This window comes from Niveispirillum sp. KHB5.9 (assembly GCF_048066115.1).
In the GTDB taxonomy this organism is placed as follows: domain Bacteria; phylum Pseudomonadota; class Alphaproteobacteria; order Azospirillales; family Azospirillaceae; genus Niveispirillum.
In genome coordinates this window covers 1-24,082 of the sequence record NZ_JBLTYX010000029.1, presented here as the reverse complement: position 1 = coordinate 24,082, position 24,082 = coordinate 1, and the positions used below count along the sequence as shown (strand labels likewise).

Annotated in this window: 17 protein-coding genes and 2 tRNA genes; 15 read left to right on the top strand and 4 right to left on the bottom strand. The window is 64.3% G+C overall.

The window, feature by feature from the left end; translation table 11 throughout:
- Positions 1-41 precede the first annotated feature (41 nt).
- Together glnA and ACM9HJ_RS28285 are read right to left on the bottom strand one after the other, a co-directional pair.
- Positions 42-1,451, bottom strand: coding sequence for a type I glutamate--ammonia ligase (gene glnA / locus ACM9HJ_RS28290; RefSeq protein ID WP_416575148.1), 1,410 nt, complete (start codon positions 1,449-1,451; stop codon positions 42-44).
- Positions 1,452-1,612: 161 nt separating this feature from the next.
- Entirely contained in the window at positions 1,613-1,951 is a 339-nt protein-coding gene (locus tag ACM9HJ_RS28285; protein ID WP_416575147.1) for a P-II family nitrogen regulator, read from the bottom strand.
- A 338-nt stretch (positions 1,952-2,289) separates the two neighbouring features.
- Between ACM9HJ_RS28285 and ACM9HJ_RS28280 the strand changes: the two genes are divergently transcribed.
- The 8 genes from ACM9HJ_RS28280 to clpX all read left to right on the top strand — a co-directional run bounded on the left by ACM9HJ_RS28280 (position 2,290) and on the right by clpX (position 10,907).
- Positions 2,290-2,365, top strand: a tRNA-His gene (locus tag ACM9HJ_RS28280).
- Between the two features lie 117 nt (positions 2,366-2,482).
- Positions 2,483-3,949, top strand: coding sequence for an NAD(P)H-hydrate dehydratase (locus ACM9HJ_RS28275; RefSeq protein ID WP_416575146.1), 1,467 nt, complete (start codon positions 2,483-2,485; stop codon positions 3,947-3,949).
- Between the two features lie 353 nt (positions 3,950-4,302).
- Positions 4,303-4,572, top strand: coding sequence for a hypothetical protein (locus ACM9HJ_RS28270; protein ID WP_416575145.1), 270 nt, complete (start codon positions 4,303-4,305; stop codon positions 4,570-4,572).
- 115 nt (positions 4,573-4,687) lie between these two features.
- On the top strand, positions 4,688-7,045 hold the full coding sequence (locus ACM9HJ_RS28265; protein ID WP_416575144.1) for a 1-deoxy-D-xylulose-5-phosphate synthase N-terminal domain-containing protein: 2,358 nt from the start codon (positions 4,688-4,690) through the stop codon (positions 7,043-7,045).
- A gap of 101 nt (positions 7,046-7,146) precedes the next feature.
- Positions 7,147-7,230: transfer RNA gene (locus ACM9HJ_RS28260), tRNA-Leu, on the top strand.
- A 129-nt stretch (positions 7,231-7,359) separates the two neighbouring features.
- A complete protein-coding gene (gene tig / locus ACM9HJ_RS28255; RefSeq protein ID WP_416575143.1) occupies positions 7,360-8,700 on the top strand; it encodes a trigger factor in 1,341 nt (446 codons plus the stop codon).
- Between the two features lie 71 nt (positions 8,701-8,771).
- Positions 8,772-9,395: an ATP-dependent Clp endopeptidase proteolytic subunit ClpP gene (gene clpP, locus ACM9HJ_RS28250; protein WP_416575142.1), complete on the top strand. Its 624-nt coding sequence runs from the start codon at positions 8,772-8,774 to the stop codon at positions 9,393-9,395.
- A gap of 246 nt (positions 9,396-9,641) precedes the next feature.
- The gene (gene clpX, locus ACM9HJ_RS28245) at positions 9,642-10,907 is read left to right on the top strand and encodes an ATP-dependent Clp protease ATP-binding subunit ClpX (RefSeq protein WP_416575141.1); all 1,266 of its coding nucleotides are present in this window, start codon (positions 9,642-9,644) and stop codon (positions 10,905-10,907) included.
- A 305-nt stretch (positions 10,908-11,212) separates the two neighbouring features.
- On the opposite strand, the gene ACM9HJ_RS28240 is transcribed toward clpX, so the two are convergent.
- Positions 11,213-12,010, bottom strand: coding sequence for a hypothetical protein (locus ACM9HJ_RS28240; RefSeq protein WP_416575140.1), 798 nt, complete (start codon positions 12,008-12,010; stop codon positions 11,213-11,215).
- A gap of 610 nt (positions 12,011-12,620) precedes the next feature.
- On the opposite strand from ACM9HJ_RS28240, the gene ACM9HJ_RS28235 reads away from it, so the two are divergent.
- Complete coding sequence (locus ACM9HJ_RS28235; RefSeq protein ID WP_416575139.1) at positions 12,621-15,557, top strand: TonB-dependent receptor domain-containing protein; 2,937 nt, start codon at positions 12,621-12,623, stop codon at positions 15,555-15,557.
- An 85-nt stretch (positions 15,558-15,642) separates the two neighbouring features.
- On the opposite strand, the gene ACM9HJ_RS28230 is transcribed toward ACM9HJ_RS28235, so the two are convergent.
- The gene (locus ACM9HJ_RS28230) at positions 15,643-16,233 is read right to left on the bottom strand and encodes a TetR/AcrR family transcriptional regulator (protein WP_416575138.1); all 591 of its coding nucleotides are present in this window, start codon (positions 16,231-16,233) and stop codon (positions 15,643-15,645) included.
- A 179-nt stretch (positions 16,234-16,412) separates the two neighbouring features.
- On the opposite strand from ACM9HJ_RS28230, the gene ACM9HJ_RS28225 reads away from it, so the two are divergent.
- The 6 genes from ACM9HJ_RS28225 to ACM9HJ_RS28200 form a co-directional block, all read left to right on the top strand.
- The gene (locus tag ACM9HJ_RS28225) at positions 16,413-17,585 is read left to right on the top strand and encodes an isovaleryl-CoA dehydrogenase (RefSeq protein WP_416575137.1); all 1,173 of its coding nucleotides are present in this window, start codon (positions 16,413-16,415) and stop codon (positions 17,583-17,585) included.
- A gap of 146 nt (positions 17,586-17,731) precedes the next feature.
- Positions 17,732-19,339 (top strand): carboxyl transferase domain-containing protein, encoded by a 1,608-nt coding sequence (locus ACM9HJ_RS28220; protein WP_416575136.1) that lies wholly within the window; start codon positions 17,732-17,734, stop codon positions 19,337-19,339.
- Positions 19,340-19,347: 8 nt separating this feature from the next.
- Positions 19,348-20,127: an enoyl-CoA hydratase/isomerase family protein gene (locus ACM9HJ_RS28215; RefSeq protein WP_416575135.1), complete on the top strand. Its 780-nt coding sequence runs from the start codon at positions 19,348-19,350 to the stop codon at positions 20,125-20,127.
- On the top strand, positions 20,124-22,106 hold the full coding sequence (locus tag ACM9HJ_RS28210; RefSeq protein ID WP_416575134.1) for an acetyl/propionyl/methylcrotonyl-CoA carboxylase subunit alpha: 1,983 nt from the start codon (positions 20,124-20,126) through the stop codon (positions 22,104-22,106). The genes ACM9HJ_RS28215 and ACM9HJ_RS28210 overlap by 4 nt, the downstream gene beginning before the upstream one ends.
- A gap of 383 nt (positions 22,107-22,489) precedes the next feature.
- A complete protein-coding gene (locus ACM9HJ_RS28205; RefSeq protein WP_416575133.1) occupies positions 22,490-23,164 on the top strand; it encodes a substrate-binding periplasmic protein in 675 nt (224 codons plus the stop codon).
- Between the two features lie 31 nt (positions 23,165-23,195).
- A partial coding sequence (locus ACM9HJ_RS28200) for a hydroxymethylglutaryl-CoA lyase (RefSeq protein ID WP_416575132.1) occupies positions 23,196-24,082 on the top strand: 887 nt, incomplete at its 3' end.

The window sequence follows — 24,082 nt, the reverse complement described above, 5'->3', positions numbered from 1 at the left end:
ATCGTCGCCGATGGTCGGGCCCGTCACCGGGCCCTTCCGCATCAGACGCTGTAATACATCTTGTACTCGATCGGGTGCGGCGAGGTTTCGAACGCCAGCACTTCCTGCATCTTCAGCTCGATGAAGCTGTCGATCATGTCGTCCGTGAACACGTCGCCCTTCTTCAGGAAGTCGCGGTCAACCGACAGGCTTTCCAGGGCTTCGCGCAGCGAGCGGCAAACCGTCGGGATTTCCTTCAGTTCGTCGGGCGGCAGATCGTACAGGTTCTTGTCCATGGCATCGCCCGGATGGATCTTGTTCTGGATACCATCCAGACCGGCCATCAGCATGGCGGCGAACGCCAGGTACGGGTTCGCACCCGGATCGGGGAAGCGGACCTCGACGCGCTTGCCCTTCGGGCTCGACACGTGCGGGATACGGCAGGAAGCCGAACGGTTGCGGCTGGAATAGGCCAGCAGCACCGGTGCCTCATAGCCCGGGACCAGACGCTTGTAGCTGTTGGTCAGCGGGTTGGTGAAGGCGTTCAGCGCGCGGGCATGCTTGATGATGCCACCGATATAGAACAGGGCGGTTTCCGACAGGTCGGCATACAGGTTGCCGGCGAACAGCGGCTTGCCGTCCTTCCAGATCGACTGGTGGCAGTGCATCCCCGAGCCGTTGTCACCGAACACCGGCTTCGGCATGAAGGTCGCGCTCTTGCCGTACTGGTGGGCCACGTTGTGAACCACGTACTTGAACAGCTGCATGCCGTCGGCCATCTTGACCAGCGTGCCGAACTTGACGCCCAGCTCATGCTGCGAAGCGGCCACTTCGTGGTGGTGCTTCTCCACCTCGACGCCCATCTCGCCCAGCACGGTCAGCATCTCGGCGCGCAGGTCCTGGGCGCTGTCGATCGGGGCGACGGGGAAATAGCCGCCCTTGACGCCCGGACGGTGACCCAGATTGCCACCCTCGTAGGAACGGCCGGAATTGTACGGGCCTTCCTCACTGTCGAACTCGTAGGACACCTTGTTCATCGAGACTTCGAACTTGACGTCGTCGAACACGAAGAACTCGGCTTCCGGACCGAAATAGGCGGTGTCGCCGATACCGGCCGAGGCCATGTACTTTTCGGCGGCCTTGGCGATGGAGCGCGGGTCGCGGCTATAGGGCTGGCGGGTGGAGGGCTCCAGCACGTCGCACAGCACGGTCAGCAGCGGCTGGGCCGAGAACGGGTCCATGACGGCCGTGGACAGGTCCGGCAGCAGGGTCATGTCGGACTCGTTGATGGCCTTCCAACCGTCGATCGAGGAGCCATCGAACATCACGCCGTCGGTCAGAAGATCCTCATCGACCGTGGAGAGGTGCTGGGAAACGTGGTGAACCTTCCCCTTGATGTCGGTGAAGCGGAAATCGACATACTTGACGTCGTTTTCCTTGATCAGGTCGAAGAACTTGTCCAGTTCAGACATAGCCTCTGCTTCCGTGGTTTGAGGTTTGTCGCGGTAAAAACCGGTCCCGGGGTGAGGGGGACGCCGGTGCTGGCGTTACCCCATCCCTGGTCCCTTTGAAAGAAAATTCTGAACCCTGTCGTCGGGCGGCACCGGATGTTGCCGGAATGCCCGTGGAACGGTCAGATGGCGTCGGGACCACGCTCGCCGGTGCGGATGCGGATCACCTCCTCCACCGGGGTCACGAAGATCTTGCCGTCGCCGATGCGGCCGGTGTGGGCGGCCTGCTGGATGGCCTCGACGGCGCGCTCCACCAGGCTGTCATCCATGACGACCTCGATCTTCACCTTGGGCAGGAAGTCGACGACATACTCCGCCCCCCGGTAAAGTTCGGTATGCCCCTTCTGGCGGCCGAAGCCCTTGGCTTCGGTCACGGTGATGCCCTTGATCCCCACTTCGTGGAGGGCTTCCTTCACCTCGTCCAGCTTGAAGGGCTTGATGATGGCTTCAATCTTCTTCATCGCGTCCCGCAGCTCCACATTTCGGCGCCGGCCCGGCCGTTATGGGCCTGACCAGCGCGGCCTCCCTATAAGCATGCCCCATGCCAGTCGCACCGATCATGGGATCGCTGGCATTTGATCATGTTTTTTCCGGATAATGGTCAAAAAACAGGCAAATAGCCGTTCATATTTTGGGCGTCAGGCAAAAAAACTGCGCATTAACCATGCTAAGCGCCTCGATAGGGGCATTTGGCTGCTTCATAATATGGCGTGCACGAAACGGGTAGGTGGCCACGCATTTTTTCTGTATCGAATGCTTGACGCCAGGAAACGTCTGGGGCATACAGCGGCTCCCGGCGGCGGTGGTAGCTCAGTTGGTAGAGCTCTCGGTTGTGGTCCGAGTGGTCGCGGGTTCGAGTCCCGTCCATCGCCCCATTCTCCTCCTTTGTGGGGAGTGAAACAAGGTCGCCTTCGGGCGGCCTTTTTCGTTTCCGGCCCCCATGGTCCCTGGCGCACAATGCCTCCCGTGAAATCCCCTTGCGGATGAAGGGCATGGCTTTGGAAATCCTCACCGTCAGCCAGATGTACGAAGCCGACCGGGCCGCCATGGATACCGGCATCTCCGGCCCCGCCCTGATGGAACGCGCTGGCATGGCGGTCGCCCGCGAAGCCATCGCGCTCTGCGACGGGCGGCCGCAACCGACCGCCATCCTCTGCGGTCCCGGCAATAATGGTGGCGACGGATTCGTCGCCGCCAGGCATCTGGCCGCCGCCGGCTGGCCCGTGCGGCTGGGTCAGCTGGGGGATGCGACATCTTTGCAGGGGGATGCCGCCTGGGCGGCCGGCACCTGGAACGGCACGGTGGAATCGGCGACCCCCGCCTTGTTCCATGGCGCCTTCCTGATCATCGATGCCCTGTTCGGTGCCGGCCTGAACCGGCCGCTGGATGGTGTGGCATTGGAAATGGTGCGGGCCATGGGGCAAGGGCATGCCCGCGTCCTTGCCGTGGACGTACCCAGCGGCGTGTCGGGCGATGATGGCGCGCTATTGGGCACCGCCCCCATGGCCGATGTCACGGTCAGCTTCTTCCGGCCTAAACCCGCACATTATCTATATCCCGCCCGTGCCCATCGCGGCCGGCTGGTCATCGCCGATATCGGCATCCCTGAAAAGGTGTTGGGCCCCATCGCCCCGCCCCTCGCCGCCAACGGTCCCGCCCTCTGGCGCCACGTCTTCCCGCGCCCCCGGCCCACCGGCCATAAATATGGTCGCGGCCATGCGCTGATCCTGGGCGGGTCCGTCATGACCGGTGCCGCGCGGCTGGCGGCCCGTGCCGCCCTGCGCGCCGGTGCCGGTCTGGTGACCCTGGCCTGCGAGCCGTCGGCACAGCTTGTCTACAGCCTCTCCATGCCCAGCCTGATCGTGCAGCCGCTGGAGGGGCAGGGGGCCTTTGCCCGCTTGCTGTCCGACCCGCGCCGCAACGCCCTCCTGCTGGGCCCCGGCTCCGGCCCCGGTCCGCTGCTGCGCAACGCCACCCTGGCCGCCTTGGTGTCCGGTCGGTCCGGCGTGCTGGATGCCGACATCTTCAGTGAATTCGCCGGCGACCTGGCTTCATTGCGCCGGGCCGGGCTGGACGAGCGCTGGGTATTGACCCCGCATGGCGGCGAATTCGCCCGTCTGTTCGGCGATCTGCCGGGCTCGCGCCTGGAAAAGGCACGCCGTGCGGCCGCTGAGTCGGGTGCCATCATCCTGCTGAAAGGCCCGGATACGCTGATCGCCCATCCCGATGGCCGCATCCGCATCAACCATGACGCCCCGCCCGACCTGGCGACGGCCGGCAGCGGCGATGTGCTGGCCGGCCTGATCCTGGCCCTGCTGGCCCAGGGCATGGACGCTTTCGACGCTGCCAGTGCCGGGGCCTGGCTGCACGGTGCCGCCGGCCAATTCTGCGGCCGGGGCCTGATCGCCGACGATCTGCCCGAAGCGATACCTGCTGTTCTTCGTCAGTATGATTTATGAATTACAATGGGTTGTGATCATATCCTGATGTTGCTTGTGAATATCGGAGCCGCACATTCCGGTCCCCGGCCCGGCCATCGTTTCGTACCGGAAACCATTGGCATCGCCGATTCAAGCTTGGGTATCGTCAGAAAGATATCCTATAGAGGCCAAGATGTGCCGGCCGGGTTTCACTGATTTGCCTAAAATCCTCGATAATTGCTGGGAAGATAATCGCAATATTTCACTTCGCATCGTTGCGTAACGCGTTTGAATGCATTAACTTCTGCCTATTCAAGAGGCGGTACCACTTTTGGGAAACGGGCCATGCGATGTGCAAAGGCCCGGCATGAACCGAAATGGGGGGCGTTGAGATGAGCGTGTCGTTGTTCAAGCGTTCCAAACCGGTCGCCGAACCCGTACCCGGCGCCGTCTATCAGCGGACGATCTTCAACACGGTGGAGACGGCCCGCGTCCTGTGCATCACCCAGGACGGTTTTCCGCTTCCCCATGTGCGCTATCTGGCGCGCAACGATGTGGTGGACGGACCGGACCCGCATGGGCTGCGCCGTGACAAGGGGGCCGTACGCACCCTGTCGATCGACAGTTTCACGCGCCTGTTCGGCAATCCGTGCGCGGGCTGATCGTTTCACCTGATACGAATTTGCTGGTATAAGGCGGCGGGGCCTTCCGCTGCCGCCTTCTGTTATCGGCTTGGCAACGGTCGGCCCTTTTCCCTGGCCATCCGGAACGCCCATCATGCCCGACATCCGCCCCGTTCCCCCGCGCATCGCCATTGACGACCGCCGTCTGGCGCATCTGCGTGCCCTGGAACGCAAGGCATTGTGGCTCAGCAGCTGGATGATCCACAATGCCAACCATCTACGCCCCTCGCGCGACGGGCTGAAGGTTGGCGGGCACCAGGCGTCCAGCGCCTCCATGGTCAGCCTGATGACCGCCCTGTTCTTCGACGTGCTGCGCCCGCAGGACCGGGTGGCGGTAAAGCCGCATGCCAGCCCGGTCTTCCATGCCATCCAGTATCTGATGGGCCGCCAGACCCAGGCCAAGATGCAGGATTTCCGCGCCTTCGGCGGCGCCCAATCCTATCCCTCGCGCACCAAGGACACGTCCGATGTGGATTTCTCCACCGGTTCCGTGGGCCTGGGCGTGGCCGTCACCGCCTTCGCCAGCATGGTCCAGGATTATGTCCGCCTGAAAGGGCTCTCCGACCAGCCGGAAGGCCGCATGGTGGCCCTGGTTGGCGATGCCGAGATGGACGAGGGCAATGTGTTCGAGGCCATGCTGGAAGGCTGGAAGCACGACCTGCGCAATGCCTGGTGGATCATCGATTACAACCGCCAGAGCCTGGACAGCGTCGTCTCCGACAAGCTCTGGGAACCGATCACCGGCATGTTCCGCTCGCTCGACTGGAATGTGGTGATCATGAAATATGGCCGCCTGCTGGAGGCGGCATTTCTGCAACCCGGCGGCGATGCGCTGCGCCACTGGATCGACACCTGCCCGAACCAGCTCTATGCGGCACTCTGTTTCAAGGGCGGGGCGGCGTGGCGCGAGGCGCTGATCCGCGACCTGGGCACCACCGGCGGCATCAGGGCGCTGCTCGACACCCATGACGACGGCATGCTGGCCGGGCTGATGACCAATCTGGCCGGCCATTGCCTGCCCACCATCCTGGACACGTTCCACAACGCCGCCAACGGCCCCGACGCCGAACAACCGGCCTGTTTCGTGGCCTATACGGTGAAGGGCATGGGCCTGCCCTTCCAGGGGCACAAGGATAATCATTCCGGCCTGATGAATCTGGACCAGATGGCGGGCTTCAAGGCCCAGTGCGGCATCAAGGACGGACAGGAATGGGAACCGTTCGCCGGCCTGGACGTGGATGTCGATGACCTGAAGCGCTTCCTGGCCGAGGAGGTGCCGTTCACCCGGACGCCAACCCGCCGCCTGTCCGCCTCGACCGTACCGGTTCCGGAACGTCTGGACGTTGCGATCTCGGAACGGATGAGCACGCAGGAGGGATTCGGCAAGGTCCTGGCCGATCTGGCCAAGGGCGACACCGACCTGGCGGCGCGTATCGTCACCACCAGCCCCGATGTCACCGTCTCCACCAACCTGGGTGCCTGGGTCAACCGGCGCGGCCTGTTCGACCGCCATGAACGTCACGACATCTTCAAGGAACAGAAGGTAGTGTCCGCACAGCGCTGGCAGGGCGATCCGCAGGGCCAGCATATCGAACTGGGCATCGCCGAACATAATCTGTTCCTGATGCTGGCGGCCCTGGGCCTCAGTCATGACCTGTTCGGCGCCCGCCTGCTGCCTGTGGGCACGCTTTACGACCCGTTCGTCATGCGTGGCCTGGATGCGTTCAACTATGCGCTCTACCAGGATGCCCGCTTCATGCTGGTGGCCACGCCCAGCGGCGTGACCCTGGCACCCGAAGGCGGCGCGCATCAATCCATCGCCACGCCGCTGATCGGCATGGGCCTGCCCAAACTGTCCAGCTTCGAGCCGGCTTATGTGGACGAGTTGGCCGCCATCATGCGCTGGGGCTTCGACCATATGCAGAAGCCGGATGGCGGCAGCCTCTATCTGCGCCTTTCCACCCGCACCCTGGACCAGCCCGCCCGGCCGCTTGACCCAACGGCCGTCATCGATGGCGGCTACTGGCTGCGCAAACCCGCCCCCGACACCGACCTCGCCATCCTCTATATGGGGGCGCTGGCACCGGAGGCGCTGGCAGCGCATGGGCAGCTTTTGGAGGATGTGCCCGGCTGCGGCCTGCTGGCCATCACCTCCGCCGACCGGCTCTATCAGGGCTGGATGGCGGCGCGGCGTGCGCGTCAGGCGGGGCAGGGGGCCATGGCCCCGGTGGAACGGCTGCTGTCCGCCTTGCCGCCAACGGCGCGTCTGGTGACCCTGACCGACGGCCATCCGGCCGGCCTTTCCTGGCTGGGCGGGGTGCGTGGGCACAAGGTGGCGGCCATGGGTGTGGAGAGCTTCGGCCAGTCCGCCGACCTGCCCGATCTCTACCGCGCCCTGCACCTGGATGCCGACGCCATCATCGATGCCGCGGCACGGGTGCTGCTGGAGTAGCGTGCAAAGGCACCATCCCCCCAGATTCCGCGCTTGGCGAGCCCGTTTTCGCTTGCTATACGGGTCGCTCCCACGGGCGGACCCTAAGGTTTGCCCGGCGGGCGGGCGTGGCGGAATGGTAGACGCGCCGGATTTAGGTTCCGGTGTCGAAAGACGTGGGGGTTCAAGTCCCTTCGCCCGCACCAGTTTTGAGTGTTGAGTTTTAACCCGCAACCCACCGCGGCCGCCGGTTTCCGGCCCACCCGCGGGAGCTTCGGTACCCTGAATGGCAGACGGGACTGGGGCGAACAGACAGAAGACAGGCATTTCGTCCCATGCAGATCACCGAGACCAGCGCTGAAGGCCTTCGTCGCGACTTCAAGGTCACCATCACGGCCCAGGACATCGAATCGCGGGTGCAGACCCAGCTGATCGAAGTCGGCAAGACCCTGAAGATCCCGGGCTTCCGTCCCGGCAAGGTCCCGATGCCGATCCTGAAGCAGCGCTATGGCCAGTCGGTCATGGGCGAGGTTCTGGAAGCCGCCGTCAATGACGGCGCCCAGAAGGCCGTTGCCGACAACAACCTGCGCCCGGCGCTGCAGCCCAAGATCGAAGTGCTGAAGTTCGATCCGGGCCAGGACCTGGAATTCGCCGTGCAGGTCGAGCTGCTGCCGGAGATCGAGCCCGCTGACCTGTCTTCCGTCGAGATCGAGAAGCCGGTCGCCACCGTCGCCGACACCGAAGTGACCGAGAGCCTGGGCCGTCTGGCCAAGGGCCGTCGCACGACGGAGAAGGTCGAGGATGACCGCGCCGCTGCTCTGGGCGACATCCTGCTGATCGATTTCGACGGTTCCGTCGATGGTGAGAAGCGTCCCGGCATGAAGGGCGATGATTACGAGCTGGAGCTGGGCTCCGGTTCCTTCATCCCCGGCTTCGAGGAGCAGCTGGTCGGCGCCAAGGCCGGCAGCGACGTCACCGTCAACGTCACCTTCCCGGCCGAATACCACGCCGCCGAGCTGGCCGGTAAGGTGGCCGTGTTCGAGGTGAAGGTCAAAGAACTGCGCGTCGGCAAGGACGCGGAGCTGAATGACGATCTGGCCAAGAGCTTCGGCTTCGACGATCTGGAGGCCCTGAAGGCCGCCATCAAGGAGCGGACGGAGAGCGAGTACGGCAACACCTCCCGCCTGCGCGCCAAGCGCTCGCTGCTGGACAAGCTGGCGGAGCTGCACAGCTTCGAGGTTCCGGCCGGCATGGTCGAGATCGAGTTCGAGCAGATCTGGAAGCGTCTGCAGGAAGAGCTGGCCAAGGGCGGTGCGGACGCCGAGGACGAGGGCAAGAACGAGGAAGAGCTGAAGACCGAATACCGTGACATTGCTGTCCGGCGTGTTCGTCTTGGCTTGCTCCTTTCCGAAATCGGTCGCCGTAACAATATCACTGTGACGCGCGAGGAGCTGAATCAGGCCATGTTCGACGAGGTTCGTCGTTATCCGGGCCAGGAGCAGCAGGTTTTCGAGTTCTTCAAGAAGAACCCGCAGGCCGTTGAAAGCCTCCGTGCGCCGATTTACGAGGATAAGGTTGTCGACTTCATCCTCGGAACGGTTAAGGTGAACGAGGTCGCCGTGTCGGTCGAAGAGCTGATGCGCGATCCGGACGAGGACGAGGTCGCGGCCGCCTGAGGTCGTTGAAAGAGTAAGGCGGGGCCCAATCCAGGGTCCCGCTTCTGTCGCGTAGGAGCGAAGCAGGGATCATGATCGAACCGCAGATGAACGCGCTGGTTCCCATGGTGGTCGAACAGACCAATCGCGGCGAGCGGGCATACGACATCTACTCCCGCCTCCTGAAGGAACGGATCATCTTCCTGGTGGGTGGCGTGAACGACGCCGTGGCCAGCCTGGTCTGTGCCCAGCTTCTGTTCCTGGAAGCGGAGAATCCGACCAAGGAGATCTCCTTCTACATCAACTCGCCGGGCGGTTACGTGACGGCTGGGTTGGCGATCTATGACACGATGCAGTATGTCCGCTGCCCCGTGGCGACCATCTGCATGGGCCAGGCGTCCTCCATGGGCGCCCTGCTGCTGGCCGGCGGTGCCAAGGGCAAGCGCTTCTCGCTGCCCAACAGCCGAATCATGATCCACCAGCCCTCGGGCGGTGCGCAGGGTCAGGCGGCGGATATCGAGATCCAGGCCCAGGAAATCCTGCGCCTGCGCGAGAATCTCAACGAGATTTTCGTGAAGCACACGGGCCAGAGCCTGGATGTCATTGAAAAGGCTGTGGAACGCGACAAGTTCATGAGCCCGGATGAGGCCAAGGCCTTCGGGATCATCGACGAGGTGATCGCTGGCCGTCCGGGTGGTCTCACCCAGGTGGCGTAAAGCGGAAGCGGTGGCGAACAAGTATATATTGATCCCGCCGCTTTTCGTGTTGTTGAATAGGTGTAGAGAGGGCGTCCATTGTCAGCCCTGGGGTTCCACCCTCCGCCACCGCGGATGGCTTGAGCGAACCGGAGAAGGCAAGGGCGCCCCCTGAGGCAGGCATCCCCGAAGGGGATGTCGGGGCGTATCGGTCGGGGGCCAGCCGGGCCACCTTCCATGCGCCATCCGGTGATGTACGGAGCGCAAATGACCAAGTCGACCGGCGGCGACAGCAAGAATACCCTCTACTGCTCTTTCTGCGGGAAGAGTCAGCATGAGGTGCGCAAGCTCATTGCCGGCCCCACCGTGTTCATCTGCGATGAATGCGTCGAGCTGTGCATGGACATCATCCGCGAGGAAAACAAGACCACGCTGGTGAAGTCCCGCGACGGTGTGCCGTCCCCGCGCGATATCAGCACGGTGCTGGATGATTATGTGATCGGGCAGGAGCATGCCAAGCGCGTGCTGTCCGTGGCCGTCCATAACCATTACAAGCGCCTGGCCCACGGTGCGAAGCACAATGACGTGGAGCTTGCCAAATCCAACATCCTTCTGGTCGGGCCGACCGGTTCGGGCAAGACGCTGCTGGCCCAGACCCTGGCCCGCATCATCGACGTGCCCTTCACCATGGCCGACGCCACCACGCTGACCGAAGCCGGTTACGTGGGCGAGGATGTGGAAAACATCATCCTGAAGCTGCTGCAGGCCGCCGACTACAATGTCGAGCGGGCGCAGCGCGGCATCGTCTATATCGACGAGGTCGACAAGATCAGCCGCAAGTCCGACAACCCGTCCATCACCCGCGACGTGTCGGGTGAGGGCGTGCAGCAGGCCCTGCTGAAGATCATGGAAGGCACGGTCGCTTCCGTGCCGCCGCAGGGCGGGCGCAAGCATCCGCAGCAGGAATTCCTGCAGGTGGACACGACCAACATCCTGTTCATCTGCGGCGGCGCCTTCGCCGGCCTGGAAAAGATCATTGCCGCGCGCGGCAAGGGCACGTCCATCGGCTTCGGCGCCGATGTCCGCGGCCCGGACGAACGCCGCATGGGCGATGTGCTGCGCGAGGTGGAACCCGAGGATCTGCTGAAGTTCGGCCTGATCCCCGAGTTCGTGGGCCGTCTGCCCGTGCTGGCCACCCTGCACGACCTGGACGAGGCGGCGCTGATCGAGATTCTGTCCAAGCCCAAGAACGCCCTGGTCAAGCAGTATCAGCGCCTGTTCGAGATGGAGGACGTGAAGCTCACCGTGCATGAGGAGGCGCTGCGTTCCATCTCCAAGAAGGCGATCGAGCGCAAGACCGGTGCCCGCGGCCTGCGCTCCATCATGGAGACCATCCTGCTGGACCCGATGTACGACCTGCCCGGCCTGACCGGGGTGGAGGAGATCGTGGTCAACAAGGAAGTGGTGGAGGGCCGCGCCAAGCCGCTCTACATCTATTCCGACCGCGCCAACCAGGCGGCACCCGGCGCGTAAGCGTCGGTGCACCGGTTCCTTTGAAAAGGGCGGTTCCGCAGGGAACCGCCCTTTTTCTTCATTCGCCCCTTTCCGTCACCCCGGCGTGCGCCCATAGGCGCTAACTTAGGCAATTGAGCAGACCAATTCCGCTCTCACTACCGTCGCCCCGGCGGAGGCCGGGGCCCAAATCGTAGAGCGAAGCGCTTGTCACTTGGGCCCCGGCCTCCGCCGGGGTGACGGTAGAAAGGGCTTCTACCGCAGTGCAAATCCCTTAAGTTAGCGCCCATGGGCGTGCGCAGGGATGACGAGGTGACACCACCCCCTCACACCCCCGCCGGTGTAAGTGCGCGCATCACGGCCCAGGGTGTGGCCGCGCCCCGCCATTCGAATTGGGCGAGCAACTGGTGGATCTGGCCGCCACCGCGCAGCCAGTCCGGCATGAACGGCATGTGCCCACGCGGATGGATGATCTCCACCGCATGGCTGTCGGCGAAGCGGGCGGGGAGGATGTCCAGCGTATGGCCCTGCTCGATCGGGTGCAGTTCCACCACTATGTCCATGCCCACCAGCGCCGGCGACAGCGCCGGTTCCAGCAGCGTGGCCTCCGCCCCCTCGATATCGCACCAGACCAGCGTGCGGTGCCCCGCATGGGCCGCGAAGCCGTCCGGATCGAAAACCCCGCCGACCTGGATATCCACCTTGTTCAGCGCCGCCATCAGCCGGCATTTCTGCTGAAGGCCGGGGTCGATGTCATGGGCCCATACCGCCACTTCGGGCATCAGGCGCTTCAGCCCGACGGCATAATAGCCGTCGCCGCTGCCGATATTGATCACATGCCGATATCCTGCGGCGGGGAGGCCCCGCACGACATCATGCAGTTCCTCCTCGTAACACCCCAGCAGATGCGGCGCATACATGCCGTTGAATGGTTCGACCAGTTCCATGCCGGCGAACGGCCCGCCCAGCACACGGGTACCTTCCTTATGAACGATGGTGTTGCTGAGCTGCAGGCATCGGTAATGCAAAAGGAAGTCGAAGACCTTCTCAACCGACTTTTCCGTCGGACCGTCACTGGCCAGGATATCTTGGATATGGTCATGGATACGCTGATGTATCGACATCGGTTCGACTTCATGGTCGGTGGGGCACGGCGGCGATGCCCTTCACTATGCCTGAAGCTTCCATGCCCCGGTGTGGAAATCGGCGGTGGCAACGCTCCGCGCATCTGCGATTCGGGGCCTCCTGTCGGCATTTCGCCCATTGTTCCGGGCGCAACGCCTGTCAGGTCCATTTCATCCTTTGTACCGTGAATTTATTCTTCCGTAAGCGTGTGTCGCTGGCGATGAAGAAACGGCTATATCCGAAGGAATAGGTCATAGCGGATAGATCCACTTTGGCCCCAATCTTTGCTGAATTGTATCAAAGTGTGCCTATAAAGATAAATCGGTTAATATTTTATTTACAATCCTCATAATTGACAATGTTTCCATATTAACATTGGAAAATCCAAATGGAAATTGGCCAAATTCTTTGAATACACCAAACATGTCAAATTTCAATTATTTCAGATCTGTAAGCATCGTTGCAGAACAGTCACATAGTGGACTCAATTTACTTGTACGGATGAAGTGCCGTTGCGCTGTCGTGCCGCTGCGTCATGTTTCTCACTCCAATTGGACCTAGACCGATAGATATAGACGGCGGGTCTCAGCAATCCGGAGAGGGACTAAGATGAAGATGGTTCAGGGGCGTGCGTCGCGCCGTTTTCAAAGGGGGCTGCTGCTGGGTGCCGCCATCGGACTGGCGGCAACCGGCATGGCCGGCGCGCAGGATTTGCAGCTTGAAGAGATCGTGGTGACCGGTTCGCGCATCGCGCGTCCGGAACTGACCAGCTCCAGCCCGGTTACCGTCGTCGATGCCGCCGCCTTCCAGCAGGCTGGCGCGGCCACGGTCGACAGCGTGCTGAACGAGCTGCCGCAGATCATCCCGGCGCTGGGCGCCTTCTCCAACAATGGCGGTAACGGTTCGGCCACGGTCGATCTGCGTGGCATCGGCTCCCAGCGTACCCTGGTGCTGGTCAATGGCCGCCGCTACATCCCCACCAACGGCACCGGCACGGTCGATCTGAACAACGTCCCGGCCTCGCTGATCAAGCAGGTGCAGGTGCTGACCGGCGGTGCGTCGGCCGTGTACGGTTCCGACGCCATCGCCGGTGTCGTGAACTTCATCCTGCAGGATGATTTCCGCGGCGCCCAGGCCGGTGCCCGCTATGGCATCACCAAGGAAGGCGACGGCAAGGAGCGCAACGTCAACCTGACCATCGGCGCCGGTTCCGAGGATGGAAAGTCCAACCTGACCCTGTTCGCCGAATACAACAAGCGTGACGAGGTGATGGCCGGCGATCGCGATTATTCCAAGCAGGCGATCACCGAGGGCGTGGTCAATGGCGTGCCCACCATCCTGCACAGCGGTTCCTCCACCGCCCCCGGCGGCCGTCTGGCCCGCGGCACGACGGTGCTGACCTGGGATGCCAACGGCGTTCCCCGTAATTTCGACAGCACCCGCACCACCACCAGCGCCGGCGACCTCTATAACTTCTCGCCCGTGAACTATCTGCGCGTGCCGCAGGAGCGCCTGTCGCTGTTCGCGCTCGGCAATCACGAGTTCAACGAGCATTTCAAGGTCTACGAGGAAGCCAACTTCGTGACCAACCGCGTGCCGTTGCAGCTGGCCGAAACCCCGGCCGTGATCCCGCAGCCGCGTCCCGGTGTGCCGCCCATCCGCATCAACCTGACCAACCCGCTGCTGACCGCCCAGACCGTGGCGCAGCTGCGCGCCCTGTACCCGGCCTCGGCCGATCCGACGTTCGTGGCACCGGCCGGCTTCACCGCCAATGACTATGCCTCCATCACCACGGCCAATGCCCTGTCGCGCCGTATGACGGAACTGGGCCCGCGTGAGCAGGACAACAACCAGAACGCCTTCAACACCACCACCGGTGTGAAGGGCGATCTGGTCGGTGGCTTCAGCTACGACACCTACTTCACCTTCGGCCGCGTCACGCGCGACGTCATCGTCCGCAACGACGTGTCGTCCGCCCGTCTGCGCCAGGCCCTGAACGCCACCCGCGACGCCTCGGGCAAGGCCATCTGCGTTGACGCCACGGCCCGTGCCGCCGGCTGCGTGCCCATCGACATTTTCGGTCCGGGCCGCATCAGCAAGGAAGCCGCCGCCTATATCAAGACCGATACCAACCGCGTTCAGGAATTCGAACAGCAGGTCTGGAACGGCTCGATCAATGGCAGCCTGTTCGAACTGCCGGCCGGCGATGTCGGCGTGGCGTTCGGCGGTGAATGGCGCAAGAACAAGTATTTCGACCGCGTCGATGACAGCATCCGCACCGGCGACATCCTGGGCTTCAACCCGGCTTTGTCCTCGTCCGGTTCGTTCGACGTGTGGGAAGGTTTCGCCGAAACCTACATCCCGCTGGTCGCCGACCAGCCCTTCTTCGAGAACCTGTCGGCCGAAGCAGCCATCCGCTATTCCGACTATTCCTCGGTGGGCGCGGTGCAGACCTGGAAGGCCGGCCTGGAATGGTCGCCCATCAAGGATATCGGCTTCCGCGGCCAGTTCCAGTCGGCCATCCGTGCGCCGAACGTGCTGGAACTGTACCAGGGCGGTCAGGTCGGCTTCCCGACCCTGAACTCCACGGTCGATCCCTGCCTGCTGTCCACCGCCGCCGGCTATGACGCCGCCTTCTGCCGCAGCCAGGGTGTCCCGGCCGCGTCGGTCGGTACCGCCGCCTTCAACAATGCCCGCCCGACGCAGTTCCAGAGCCTGACCCAGGGTGCGTCGGTCGCCGGCTTCACCCTGACCGAGGAACAGTCCAAGACCTGGACCATCGGCGCCGTCCTGACCCCGTCCTTCCTGCCGGAACTGACGGCCACGGTCGACTGGTGGCAGATCAAGCTGGACGACCAGATCGGCGGCTTCGGCGGCGGTGCGGCCGGCGTGGTCCGCGACTGCTTCGTCAACAAGAACCTGCAGAGCGCCACCTGCCGCGCCATCGCCCGCACGGGTGACGGTTACCTGGCCGTGGTCCAGGTCCCGACCGTCAACAATGCCGGCCTGAAGACCTCGGGCGTCGATGTCGGCTTCACCTGGCGCCAGGACCTGCCGGAAAGCCTGACCATCGACGGCGACGGCCAGTTCCGCGTCAAGTCGGATGTGGCCTGGCGTGACAAGTTCGACGTGCAGCCGGCTGTGGGCGGCACCGTCTATCACTGCGCCGGCTATGGCGGTCAGAACATCTGCGGCGAGCCGATCCCGGAATGGAAGGCCACGACGACCTTCACCTACCAGAGCGGCCCGCTGACGGCCTCGTTCCAGTGGAACTATATCGGTTCCTGGAAGAACGATGCCATCCTGTTCGGTACGGCGGCCAACACGCTGGTCTATCCGAAGGTCGGTTCCTACAACCTGTTCGATCTGTCCGGTTCTTTCGAGGTTGTCGAGGGTGTCTCCGTGTCGGCCGGCGTCACCAACCTGTTCGACAAGCAGCCGCCGATGCTGCCCGACACGATGATCGGTTCCCAGCAGAACAGCTTCACCAACACGTATGACGCGTTGGGGCAGCGGTTCTTCATCTCGACGTCGGTCAAGTTCTGACCGGTTTCGTCATCTCTGCTTCATCACTTGGCGGCGGGCTCCCTGGGGCCCGCCGCTTTTTCTCTGTGGGGCAGGGGACGAAGCGTTACGCCACGATCCCCCGCAGGATCAGGTCCCGGTGCAGCACCGCCAGTTGCTGCGCCGATTTGCGCCCCGAGGGCTGGTACCAGTTGCAGATGCCGGTCAGCATGGACAGGATGGCGTAAGCCGCGATCGTCGGCTCATCCACCCGCAGGGTGCCATCCTCACGCCCCCGGCGCAGGATCTCGATCAGCACCCCCTCGTACCGCTTGCGCAGGGCCACGATCACGGTGTGATTACCCGCTTCCAGGCTGCGCAACTCCGAATTGGCAATGAACACCTGTTCGCGCCGGGTGATATGATAGCCGACATGGAAGGCAATGAAGCCTTCCAGCTGCGCCAGCGGCGGGGCCTCTGCCGGCACCGCCTGCTCCACCTCCGCCAGCAGGGTGGTCATATGGTCGTGAACCAGGTCGAACAATATGTCCTGCTTGTTGCGGACATGGTTGTAGAGCGATCCCGGCTGAATGCCGACCGCGTCGGCCAGCTGACGCAGGGTGATGGCCTCGTATCCCTTGCGATAGATCAGGGACAGGGCGGCCTTGCGGATCGCCTCCATGGTTTTCGGCCCATGGCTGCCGGCGGTACGGGCCATGTGAACGGCCTCTCTTTCTTGACGGGAATCACTGTTTGGCAAACTGCGGCGGGCAGGGGGCTGCCGTCAACTGGAATCCGCGTATGTATCATGCGGCGGGACCCGCAGGATTCCTTGTTGAAACGGCGAATAAAAAAACGTATGACCGTTTCTATAAAGACCCAACGGAGGAAGCTTCCATGCTGAGCAACAGCCTGCCCATGTTCGATTTCGGCCTTGGCGAGACGGCGGATGCGCTGCGCGACGCGGTCGCTTCCTTCTCCGCGGATGAGATCGCGCCGCGCGCGGCGGAGATCGACCGCACCGACCAGTTCCCCATGGATCTGTGGAAGAAGATGGGCGATCTGGGCGTGCTGGGCGTCACGGTGGGCGAGGAATATGGCGGCGCCGGCATGGGCTATGTCGAGCATATGGTGGCGATGGAGGAAATCTCCCGCGCCTCGGCCTCGGTCGGCCTCAGCTACGGCGCCCATTCCAACCTGTGCGTCAACCAGATCCGCCTGAACGGCAACGAGGACCAGAAGCACCGCTTCCTGCCCAAGCTGGTCAGCGGCGATTTCGTCGGCGCCCTGGCGATGAGCGAGCCCGGCGCCGGTTCCGACGTCGTCTCCATGCGTCTGCGCGCCGATAAAAAGGGCGACCGCTACGTCCTGAACGGCACCAAGATGTGGATCACCAACGGTCCGGATGCCGATGTGCTGGTGGTCTATGCCAAGACCGACCTGGAAGCCGGTCCGCGTGGCATCACCGCCTTCCTGGTGGAGAAGGGGTTCAAGGGCTTCTCCGTGGCGCAGAAGCTGGACAAGCTGGGCATGCGCGGCAGCCACACCGGCGAGTTGGTGTTCGAGGATTGCGAGATCCCGGAGGAGAATGTCCTGGGCCGCGTCAATGGCGGCGTCGGCGTACTGATGTCCGGCTTGGATTACGAGCGCGCGGTGCTGGCCGCCGGCCCCTTGGGCATCATGCAGGCGGCGATGGATGTGGTCGTCCCCTATATCCATGAGCGCAAGCAGTTCGGCCAGTCGATCGGCGAATTTCAGCTGATCCAGGGCAAGGTGGCGGACATGTATGTCGCGCTGAATTCCTGCCGTGCCTATGTGTATGCGGTCGGCCGGGCGGCGGACGCCAAGAAGATCACCCGCAAGGACGCGGCCGGCGCCATCCTGCTGGCGGCGGAAAAGGCCACGCAGCTGGCCTTGGACGCCATCCAGATCCTGGGCGGCAACGGCTATATCAACGAATACCCGACGGGCCGCCTGCTGCGCGACGCCAAGCTCTATGAGATCGGGGCGGGCACCAGCGAAATCCGCCGCATGCTGATCGGGCGCGAGCTGTTCAAGGAAACGGCGTGAGCGTCACCCGATTTCGTGTGAAGGCGCCGTAGCTCAGGTCGAGGGCGAAGCCCCGAGCCCTGACGGACGACGGTGCCTGTGAGGTGTCAGGGCTCGCCTGCAGCTCGACCTGACCTACGGTTACAAGACCCTATAGCGAGGCACCCATGCCCGTCCTTCCCACCAATATCGACCCCCGCAGCCCAGCCTTTGCCGAGAATGCGGCTTCCATGAAGGCCCAGGTCACCGACCTGCGCGCCACGGTCGGCCGCATCGCGCTGGGCGGTGGCGAGAAATCCATGGCCAAGCATCTGGCCCGTGGCAAGCTGGCGCCGCGTGACCGCGTCCGCACCCTGCTGGACCCCGGCACCCCCTTCCTGGAATTCAGCCAGCTGGCGGCGCATGAGGTTTATGGCGATGACGTCCCCGCCGCCGGCATCATCACCGGCATCGGCCGCGTGGCCGGACAGGAATGCGTCGTGGTGGCCAATGACGCGACCGTGAAGGGCGGCACCTATTATCCGCTGACGGTGAAGAAGCATCTGCGGGCCCAGGATATCGCGCGGGAGAACAACCTGCCCTGTGTCTATCTGGTGGATAGCGGCGGCGCCAACCTGCCCAACCAGGACGAGGTGTTCCCCGACCGCGACCATTTCGGCCGCATCTTCTATAATCAGGCGACGCTGTCGGCCAATGGCGTGCCGCAGATCGCCGTGGTCATGGGCTCCTGCACGGCCGGTGGCGCCTATGTGCCGGCCATGGCGGATGAGAGCATCATCGTCAAGAACCAGGGCACCATCTTCCTGGGCGGCCCGCCGCTGGTGAAGGCGGCCACCGGTGAAGTAGTGTCGGCCGAGGACCTGGGCGGTGGCGATGTCCATACCCGCATCTCCGGCGTGGCCGACCATCTGGCCGTCGATGATAGCCATGCATTGGGCATCGCCCGGCGCATCGTCGGCAACCTGAACCGGGTGAAAAGCCCGGAGGTGGATATCAAGCCGGTGCGCGAGCCGCTTTATTCCGCCGACGACATCTATGGGATCATCCCGACCGACACCCGTAAGCCGTATGACGTGCGCGAGATCATCGCCCGCATCGTCGACGGGTCGGAACTGGACGAGTTCAAGGCCAATTACGGCACCACCCTGGTCTGCGGCTTCGCCCGGCTGTGGGGCATGCCGGTGGGCATCATCGCCAATAACGGCATCCTGTTCAGCGAGAGTGCGGTCAAGGGCGCGCATTTCATCGAACTGTGTTGCCAGCGCAAGATCCCGCTGCTGTTCCTGCAGAACATCACCGGCTTCATGGTCGGCCGTAAATACGAGAATGCCGGCATCGCGAAGGATGGGGCCAAGCTGGTGACCGCCGTGGCCTGTGCGAACGTGCCCAAGATCACCCTGATCATCGGCGGCAGCTTCGGCGCCGGCAATTACGGCATGTGCGGCCGGGCCTATTCCCCCCGCTTTCTCTATATGTGGCCCAACGCCCGCATCTCGGTGATGGGCGGGGAACAGGCGGCCACCGTGCTGGCCACCATCCGGCGCGACGGGGTGGAAGCGGCCGGAAAGAGCTGGAGCGAGGAGGAGGAGGCCGCGTTCAAGGCCCCGATCCGCGAACAATATGAGAAGCAGGGCCACCCCTATTACGCGTCGGCCCGCCTGTGGGACGACGGCGTCATCGACCCGGCGGATACCCGCTCGGTCCTGGGCCTGTCCCTGTCGGCGGCGCTGAACGCGCCCATCGGGCCGGCGAAGTTCGGCGTGTTCCGGATGTGAGGGCGGAAATGAACGAGATACTGACCGGGATCGACGGGCGCGGCATCGCCACCGTCACCCTGAACCGCCCGGAAATCCACAATGCCTTCAATGATGAGGTCATTGCTGGGCTGACATCATTGTTCCGCGACCTGGGTGCCAACCCGGCGGTGCGGGTCGTGGTGCTGCGCGGGGCGGGCAAGAGCTTCTCCGCCGGCGGCGACCTGAACTGGATGCGGCGCATGGCTGGCTACAGCCGGGAGGAGAATTACGCCGACGCGGTGGGGCTGGCCACCATGCTGCGCACCCTGAACGAATTGCCGAAGCCGACCATCGCCGTCATCCATGGCCATTGCTTTGCCGGGGCCGTGGGGCTGGTGGCGGCTTGCGATATCGCAATCGCCGCCGATCCGGTGCAGTTCGCCCTGACCGAGGTGCGGCTGGGCCTGATCCCGGCGACCATCGGGCCGTATGTGGTGGCGGCCATGGGGGCCCGTGCCTGCCGGCGCTATTTCCTGACCGCCGAGCGGTTCGGGGTGGCCGAGGCGCACCGGCTGGGCCTGGTGCATGAGGTGGTCGGGCTTGACGGGCTGGACGATGCGGCCGAGCGGCATATCGAACAGTTGCTGCTGGGCGGGCCCCTGGCCCTGGCCGCGTCCAAGGACCTGATCCGCGCCGTGGACCGTCCGCTGGATGACGCCGTGATGGCCGATACCGCATCGCGCATCGCCGATGCCCGCTCGGGTGACGAGGGCCGCGAGGGTCTTTCCAGCTTTTTCGACAAGCGCAAGCCGGGATGGGTGAAATGAGCCGCATTACCTCCGTTCTCATCGCCAATCGCGGCGAGATCGCTGCCCGCGTCATGCGCACCGCCCGCCGCATGGGGCTGGGCACCGTCGCGGTTTATTCGGATGCCGACGCAAATGCCCTGCATGTGGCCAGCGCCGACCAGGCCGTGCATATCGGCCCGGCCCCGGCGCGCGAAAGCTATCTGATCGGGGCGAAGATCATCGAAGCCGCCAAGGCGACCGGCGCCAACGCTATCCATCCCGGCTATGGCTTCCTGTCGGAGAATGCGGGTTTCGCCGACGCCGTGGCCGCCGCCGGCCTGATCTTCATCGGCCCGCCGGCCAGTGCCATCCGCGCCATGGGCGGCAAGTCCGAAGCCAAGGCACTGATGGAAACGGCCGGCGTGCCGCTGGTGCCGGGTTACCATGGCGAGGACCAGGATGATGCGCTGCTGGCGGGCGAGGCGGCGCGCATCGGCTTCCCCGTCCTGATCAAGGCCTCGGCTGGCGGCGGCGGCAAGGGCATGAAGGTCGCCAATTCGGCGGACGAGTTCCCGGCCGCGCTGGCGTCCGCCAAGCGCGAGGCCAAGGCCAGCTTCGGCGACGATCGGGTGCTGATCGAGAAATACCTGGCCCGCCCGCGCCATGTGGAAATCCAGGTCTTCGCTGACAGCCATGGCAATTGCGTCTATCTGTTCGAGCGGGACTGTTCCATCCAGCGCCGCCACCAGAAGGTGGTGGAGGAGGCGCCGGCACCGGGCATGGACCCCGCTGTCCGCGCCCGCATGGGCCAAGCCGCCGTCGCGGCGGCCAAGGCCATCGGCTATGTCGGCGCCGGCACGGTGGAATTCCTGCTGGATACGGATGGCTCCTTCTATTTCATGGAGATGAACACCCGCCTGCAGGTGGAACATCCGGTGACGGAGAAGATCACCGGCCAGGACCTAGTGGAATGGCAGCTGCTTGTCGCGGCCGGGGGACCGCTGCCGCTGACCCAGGAACAGTTGACCATCAACGGTCACGCCATCGAGGTGCGGCTGTACGCGGAGGACCCGGCCAAGGGTTTCCTGCCGCAGACCGGCACCCTGGCGCATCTGCGCTTCCCCGAACAGGGGGACCATGTGCGCGTCGATACCGGCGTGCGCACCGGCGATGCCATTTCCATCTTCTATGACCCGATGATCGCCAAACTGATCGTCTGGGACAAGGACCGGCCCAGTGCCGTGCGCCGGCTGGAAAAGGCGCTGGCGGAGACCGAGGTGGCGGGGCTGAACGCCAATGTGCCCTTCCTGTCCGCCGTCGCATCCCATCCGGGCTTCCTTTCGGCCGATCTGGATACCCGCTTCATCGAGCGGTACGAGGCCGACCTGCTGCCGGCTTCGGTGGCGCCGTCGGCGGAGGTTCTGGCGCTGTTCAGCCTGGGCCTGACCCTGTCGCGCCGGTCGGGCGGCAACGACCCCTGGGACGCGGTGGGCGGCCTGCTGCTGAACCTGCCGGCCGTGGACAGCATCGAATGGCGGGAACCGGGGGAGGAGGGCGCCAGCCACAAGGTCGATGTCACCTGGGCCAGGGCCGGCTTCACCGTCACCGCCATCGGCCGCACCCTGCCGGTTTCCGGCCGGCTGGCCACCGACGGCACCCTGTCGGCCAGCCTGGATGGCAGGAAGGTCACGGCGCGCTGGGTGCGCTGGGGCGATCATGTCACCCTGTTCCATGCCGGCGGCACCCACAACCTGACCCTGGTGGACCCGCATGCCGGCGCCCATGCCGACCATGGCGGCCATGGAAGGCTGACGGCCCCCATGCCCGGCAAGGTCATCGCGCTGTTGGTGGAGGAGGGGGCCACCGTCACCAAGGGCCAGCCGGTGATCGTGCTGGAGGCAATGAAGATGGAACACACCCTGAAGGCCCCGTCCGACGGCACGGTCACCCATCTGCGCTTCCAGGTGGGTGAGCAGGTCAGCGAGGGTGTGGAACTGGTGGGATTCGAGGCGGGGTGAGGGGGACCTGAATTTACCCCCCTCCACCGTCATTCCCGCGTACGCGGGAATCCAGCGTGAGGCGCGGTCAGCGCCGATATGGCCATATCGCGGCAGAAGCCGCTCTTGCTGGATCCCCGCTTTCGCGGGGATGACGGCGTAAGGGTTGAAACGGGACCACCCGAATGACCAATAGGGAAGACATGCAGGATTGCATGAAAAATTCATCCGAGCCCCCGTTCAACTTCGTTTCCATGCCGGCAAAAGCGGGTTAAGCTCTATGTCCAAGACGGGAACGGTGAGGAACCGCCATGTTCTCTCGCAGGACTTTCCTGGGAGGACTGACCGCCGCAGCGATGCCACCCTTGTGGCGTTCAGCGGTTGCCCTTCCTGCAACCTTCCGCATGGTCTATTTCGGCGACTTCGCCCCCTTCTCCCAGGTCGATGCCGCGGGCAGGGTGCGGGGCATGTTCGTGGATGCCACGGACAATATCATGCGCGACAAGCTGGGCCAGCCGGTGGAGCATCAAGCCTTCCCCTGGGCCCGTGCCCAGGCCATGGTCAAGGGTGGGGAGGCGGACGGGTTCATGACCGTGCCGACGCCCGAACGCCTCACCTATGCGCTGGCCAGCGCCAAGCCGGTCTATTCCTTCCCCATGTGCATCATCGCCTCGCCGGACAATCCCAAGCTGGAGGCGCTGCGCCGCGTGCGCACGCTGGAGGATTTGCGGCCGTTCCGGGTGGGGCATTATATCGGGTCGGGCTGGGCCGATGTGAATTTGCGGCCGCTGGGCCTGGATATCCAGTGGGCGGCCGATCTGACCGGGGCCATGCGGCTGGTGGCCAATGGCCGCGTCGACGCGCTGGTCGACAATGCCGTGTCCATGCGCCTGCGCCTCACCGGCCCGGAATTCCACGGCAAGCTGGTGGAACTGCCCAACGCCCTGGCGCGCCAGCCCTATCATTTCTGCATCGGCCGGGAATCGCCCTTCGCCGATCTGATGCCGCAGGTGGACATGCTGCTGGCCAAGCGCCCGGCGGGTCCGGGCAATCCCTTGCCCTCGGCCAAGGCCTCCTGATTTTCTTCCTCCTTCCATCGGTTGAGTGATCATGCACGACATCCGCCTTGTCGAGGTGGGCCCGCGCGACGGGCTGCAGAATGAGAAGACCCTGGTGCCGCTGGCCACCAAGGTGGAACTGGTGAACCGCCTGTCGCGGACCGGTCTGGGCATCGTGGAGGCCGGCGCCTTCGTCAGCCCGAAATGGGTGCCGCAGATGGCCGACAGCGCCGAGGTGATGCGCACAATCACTCGCACGTCCGGCGTGACCTATCCCGTGCTGGTCCCCAACGAGAAGGGGCTGGAGGCGGCGCTGGAGGTCGGCGTGACCGAGGTCGCGGTGTTCGGCGCGGCCTCCGAAGCGTTCAGCCAGAAGAACATCAATTGCAGCGTCGCCGAAAGCCTGGAGCGGTTCCGCCCCGTGGTCGACCGGGCCCGGCTGGCCGGGGTGAAGGTGCGGGGATATGTCTCCTGCGTGCTGGGCTGTCCCTATGAGGGGGCGATCGATCCCGGCAAGGTGGCGGATGTCGCGGCCCGCCTGATGGCCATGGGCTGTTACGAGGTCAGTTTGGGCGACACGATCGGCGTCGGCAACCCGCGTGCCGCCCGCGCCATGCTGAAGCGCGTGGCGGAGGATGTGCCCATGGGCCGCATCGCCCTGCATTTCCACGACACCTATGGCCAGGCGGTGGCCAATATCCTGGCCTGTATCGATATGGGCGCGCGGATATTCGACGGCGCCGTGGCCGGCCTGGGCGGCTGCCCCTATGCCAGGGGCGCGTCGGGCAATGTCGCAACGGAGGATGTACTGTACATGCTGAACGGCATGGGCCTGTCCACGGGCGTGGACCTGGATGCGCTGGCCGCCATCGGGGAATGGATCAGCCGGGAACTGGGCCGGCCCAACGGCAGCAAGGTGGGCCGCGCCCTGGCGGCACG

Coding starts and splice junctions, on each gene's coding strand:
- ACM9HJ_RS28265 (WP_416575144.1), top strand. CDS start 4,688: ATGCCCGACATCCGCCCCGTTCCCCCGCGCATCGCCATTGACGACCGC.
- ACM9HJ_RS28270 (WP_416575145.1), top strand. CDS start 4,303: ATGAGCGTGTCGTTGTTCAAGCGTTCCAAACCGGTCGCCGAACCCGTA.
- ACM9HJ_RS28220 (WP_416575136.1), top strand. CDS start 17,732: ATGCCCGTCCTTCCCACCAATATCGACCCCCGCAGCCCAGCCTTTGCC.
- clpP (WP_416575142.1), top strand. CDS start 8,772: ATGATCGAACCGCAGATGAACGCGCTGGTTCCCATGGTGGTCGAACAG.
- ACM9HJ_RS28225 (WP_416575137.1), top strand. CDS start 16,413: ATGCTGAGCAACAGCCTGCCCATGTTCGATTTCGGCCTTGGCGAGACG.
- ACM9HJ_RS28235 (WP_416575139.1), top strand. CDS start 12,621: ATGAAGATGGTTCAGGGGCGTGCGTCGCGCCGTTTTCAAAGGGGGCTG.
- ACM9HJ_RS28215 (WP_416575135.1), top strand. CDS start 19,348: ATGAACGAGATACTGACCGGGATCGACGGGCGCGGCATCGCCACCGTC.
- ACM9HJ_RS28285 (WP_416575147.1), bottom strand. CDS start 1,951: ATGAAGAAGATTGAAGCCATCATCAAGCCCTTCAAGCTGGACGAGGTG.
- ACM9HJ_RS28275 (WP_416575146.1), top strand. CDS start 2,483: ATGGCTTTGGAAATCCTCACCGTCAGCCAGATGTACGAAGCCGACCGG.
- ACM9HJ_RS28210 (WP_416575134.1), top strand. CDS start 20,124: ATGAGCCGCATTACCTCCGTTCTCATCGCCAATCGCGGCGAGATCGCT.
- ACM9HJ_RS28240 (WP_416575140.1), bottom strand. CDS start 12,010: ATGTCGATACATCAGCGTATCCATGACCATATCCAAGATATCCTGGCC.
- ACM9HJ_RS28230 (WP_416575138.1), bottom strand. CDS start 16,233: ATGGCCCGTACCGCCGGCAGCCATGGGCCGAAAACCATGGAGGCGATC.
- clpX (WP_416575141.1), top strand. CDS start 9,642: ATGACCAAGTCGACCGGCGGCGACAGCAAGAATACCCTCTACTGCTCT.
- ACM9HJ_RS28205 (WP_416575133.1), top strand. CDS start 22,490: ATGGTCTATTTCGGCGACTTCGCCCCCTTCTCCCAGGTCGATGCCGCG.
- glnA (WP_416575148.1), bottom strand. CDS start 1,451: ATGTCTGAACTGGACAAGTTCTTCGACCTGATCAAGGAAAACGACGTC.
- tig (WP_416575143.1), top strand. CDS start 7,360: ATGCAGATCACCGAGACCAGCGCTGAAGGCCTTCGTCGCGACTTCAAG.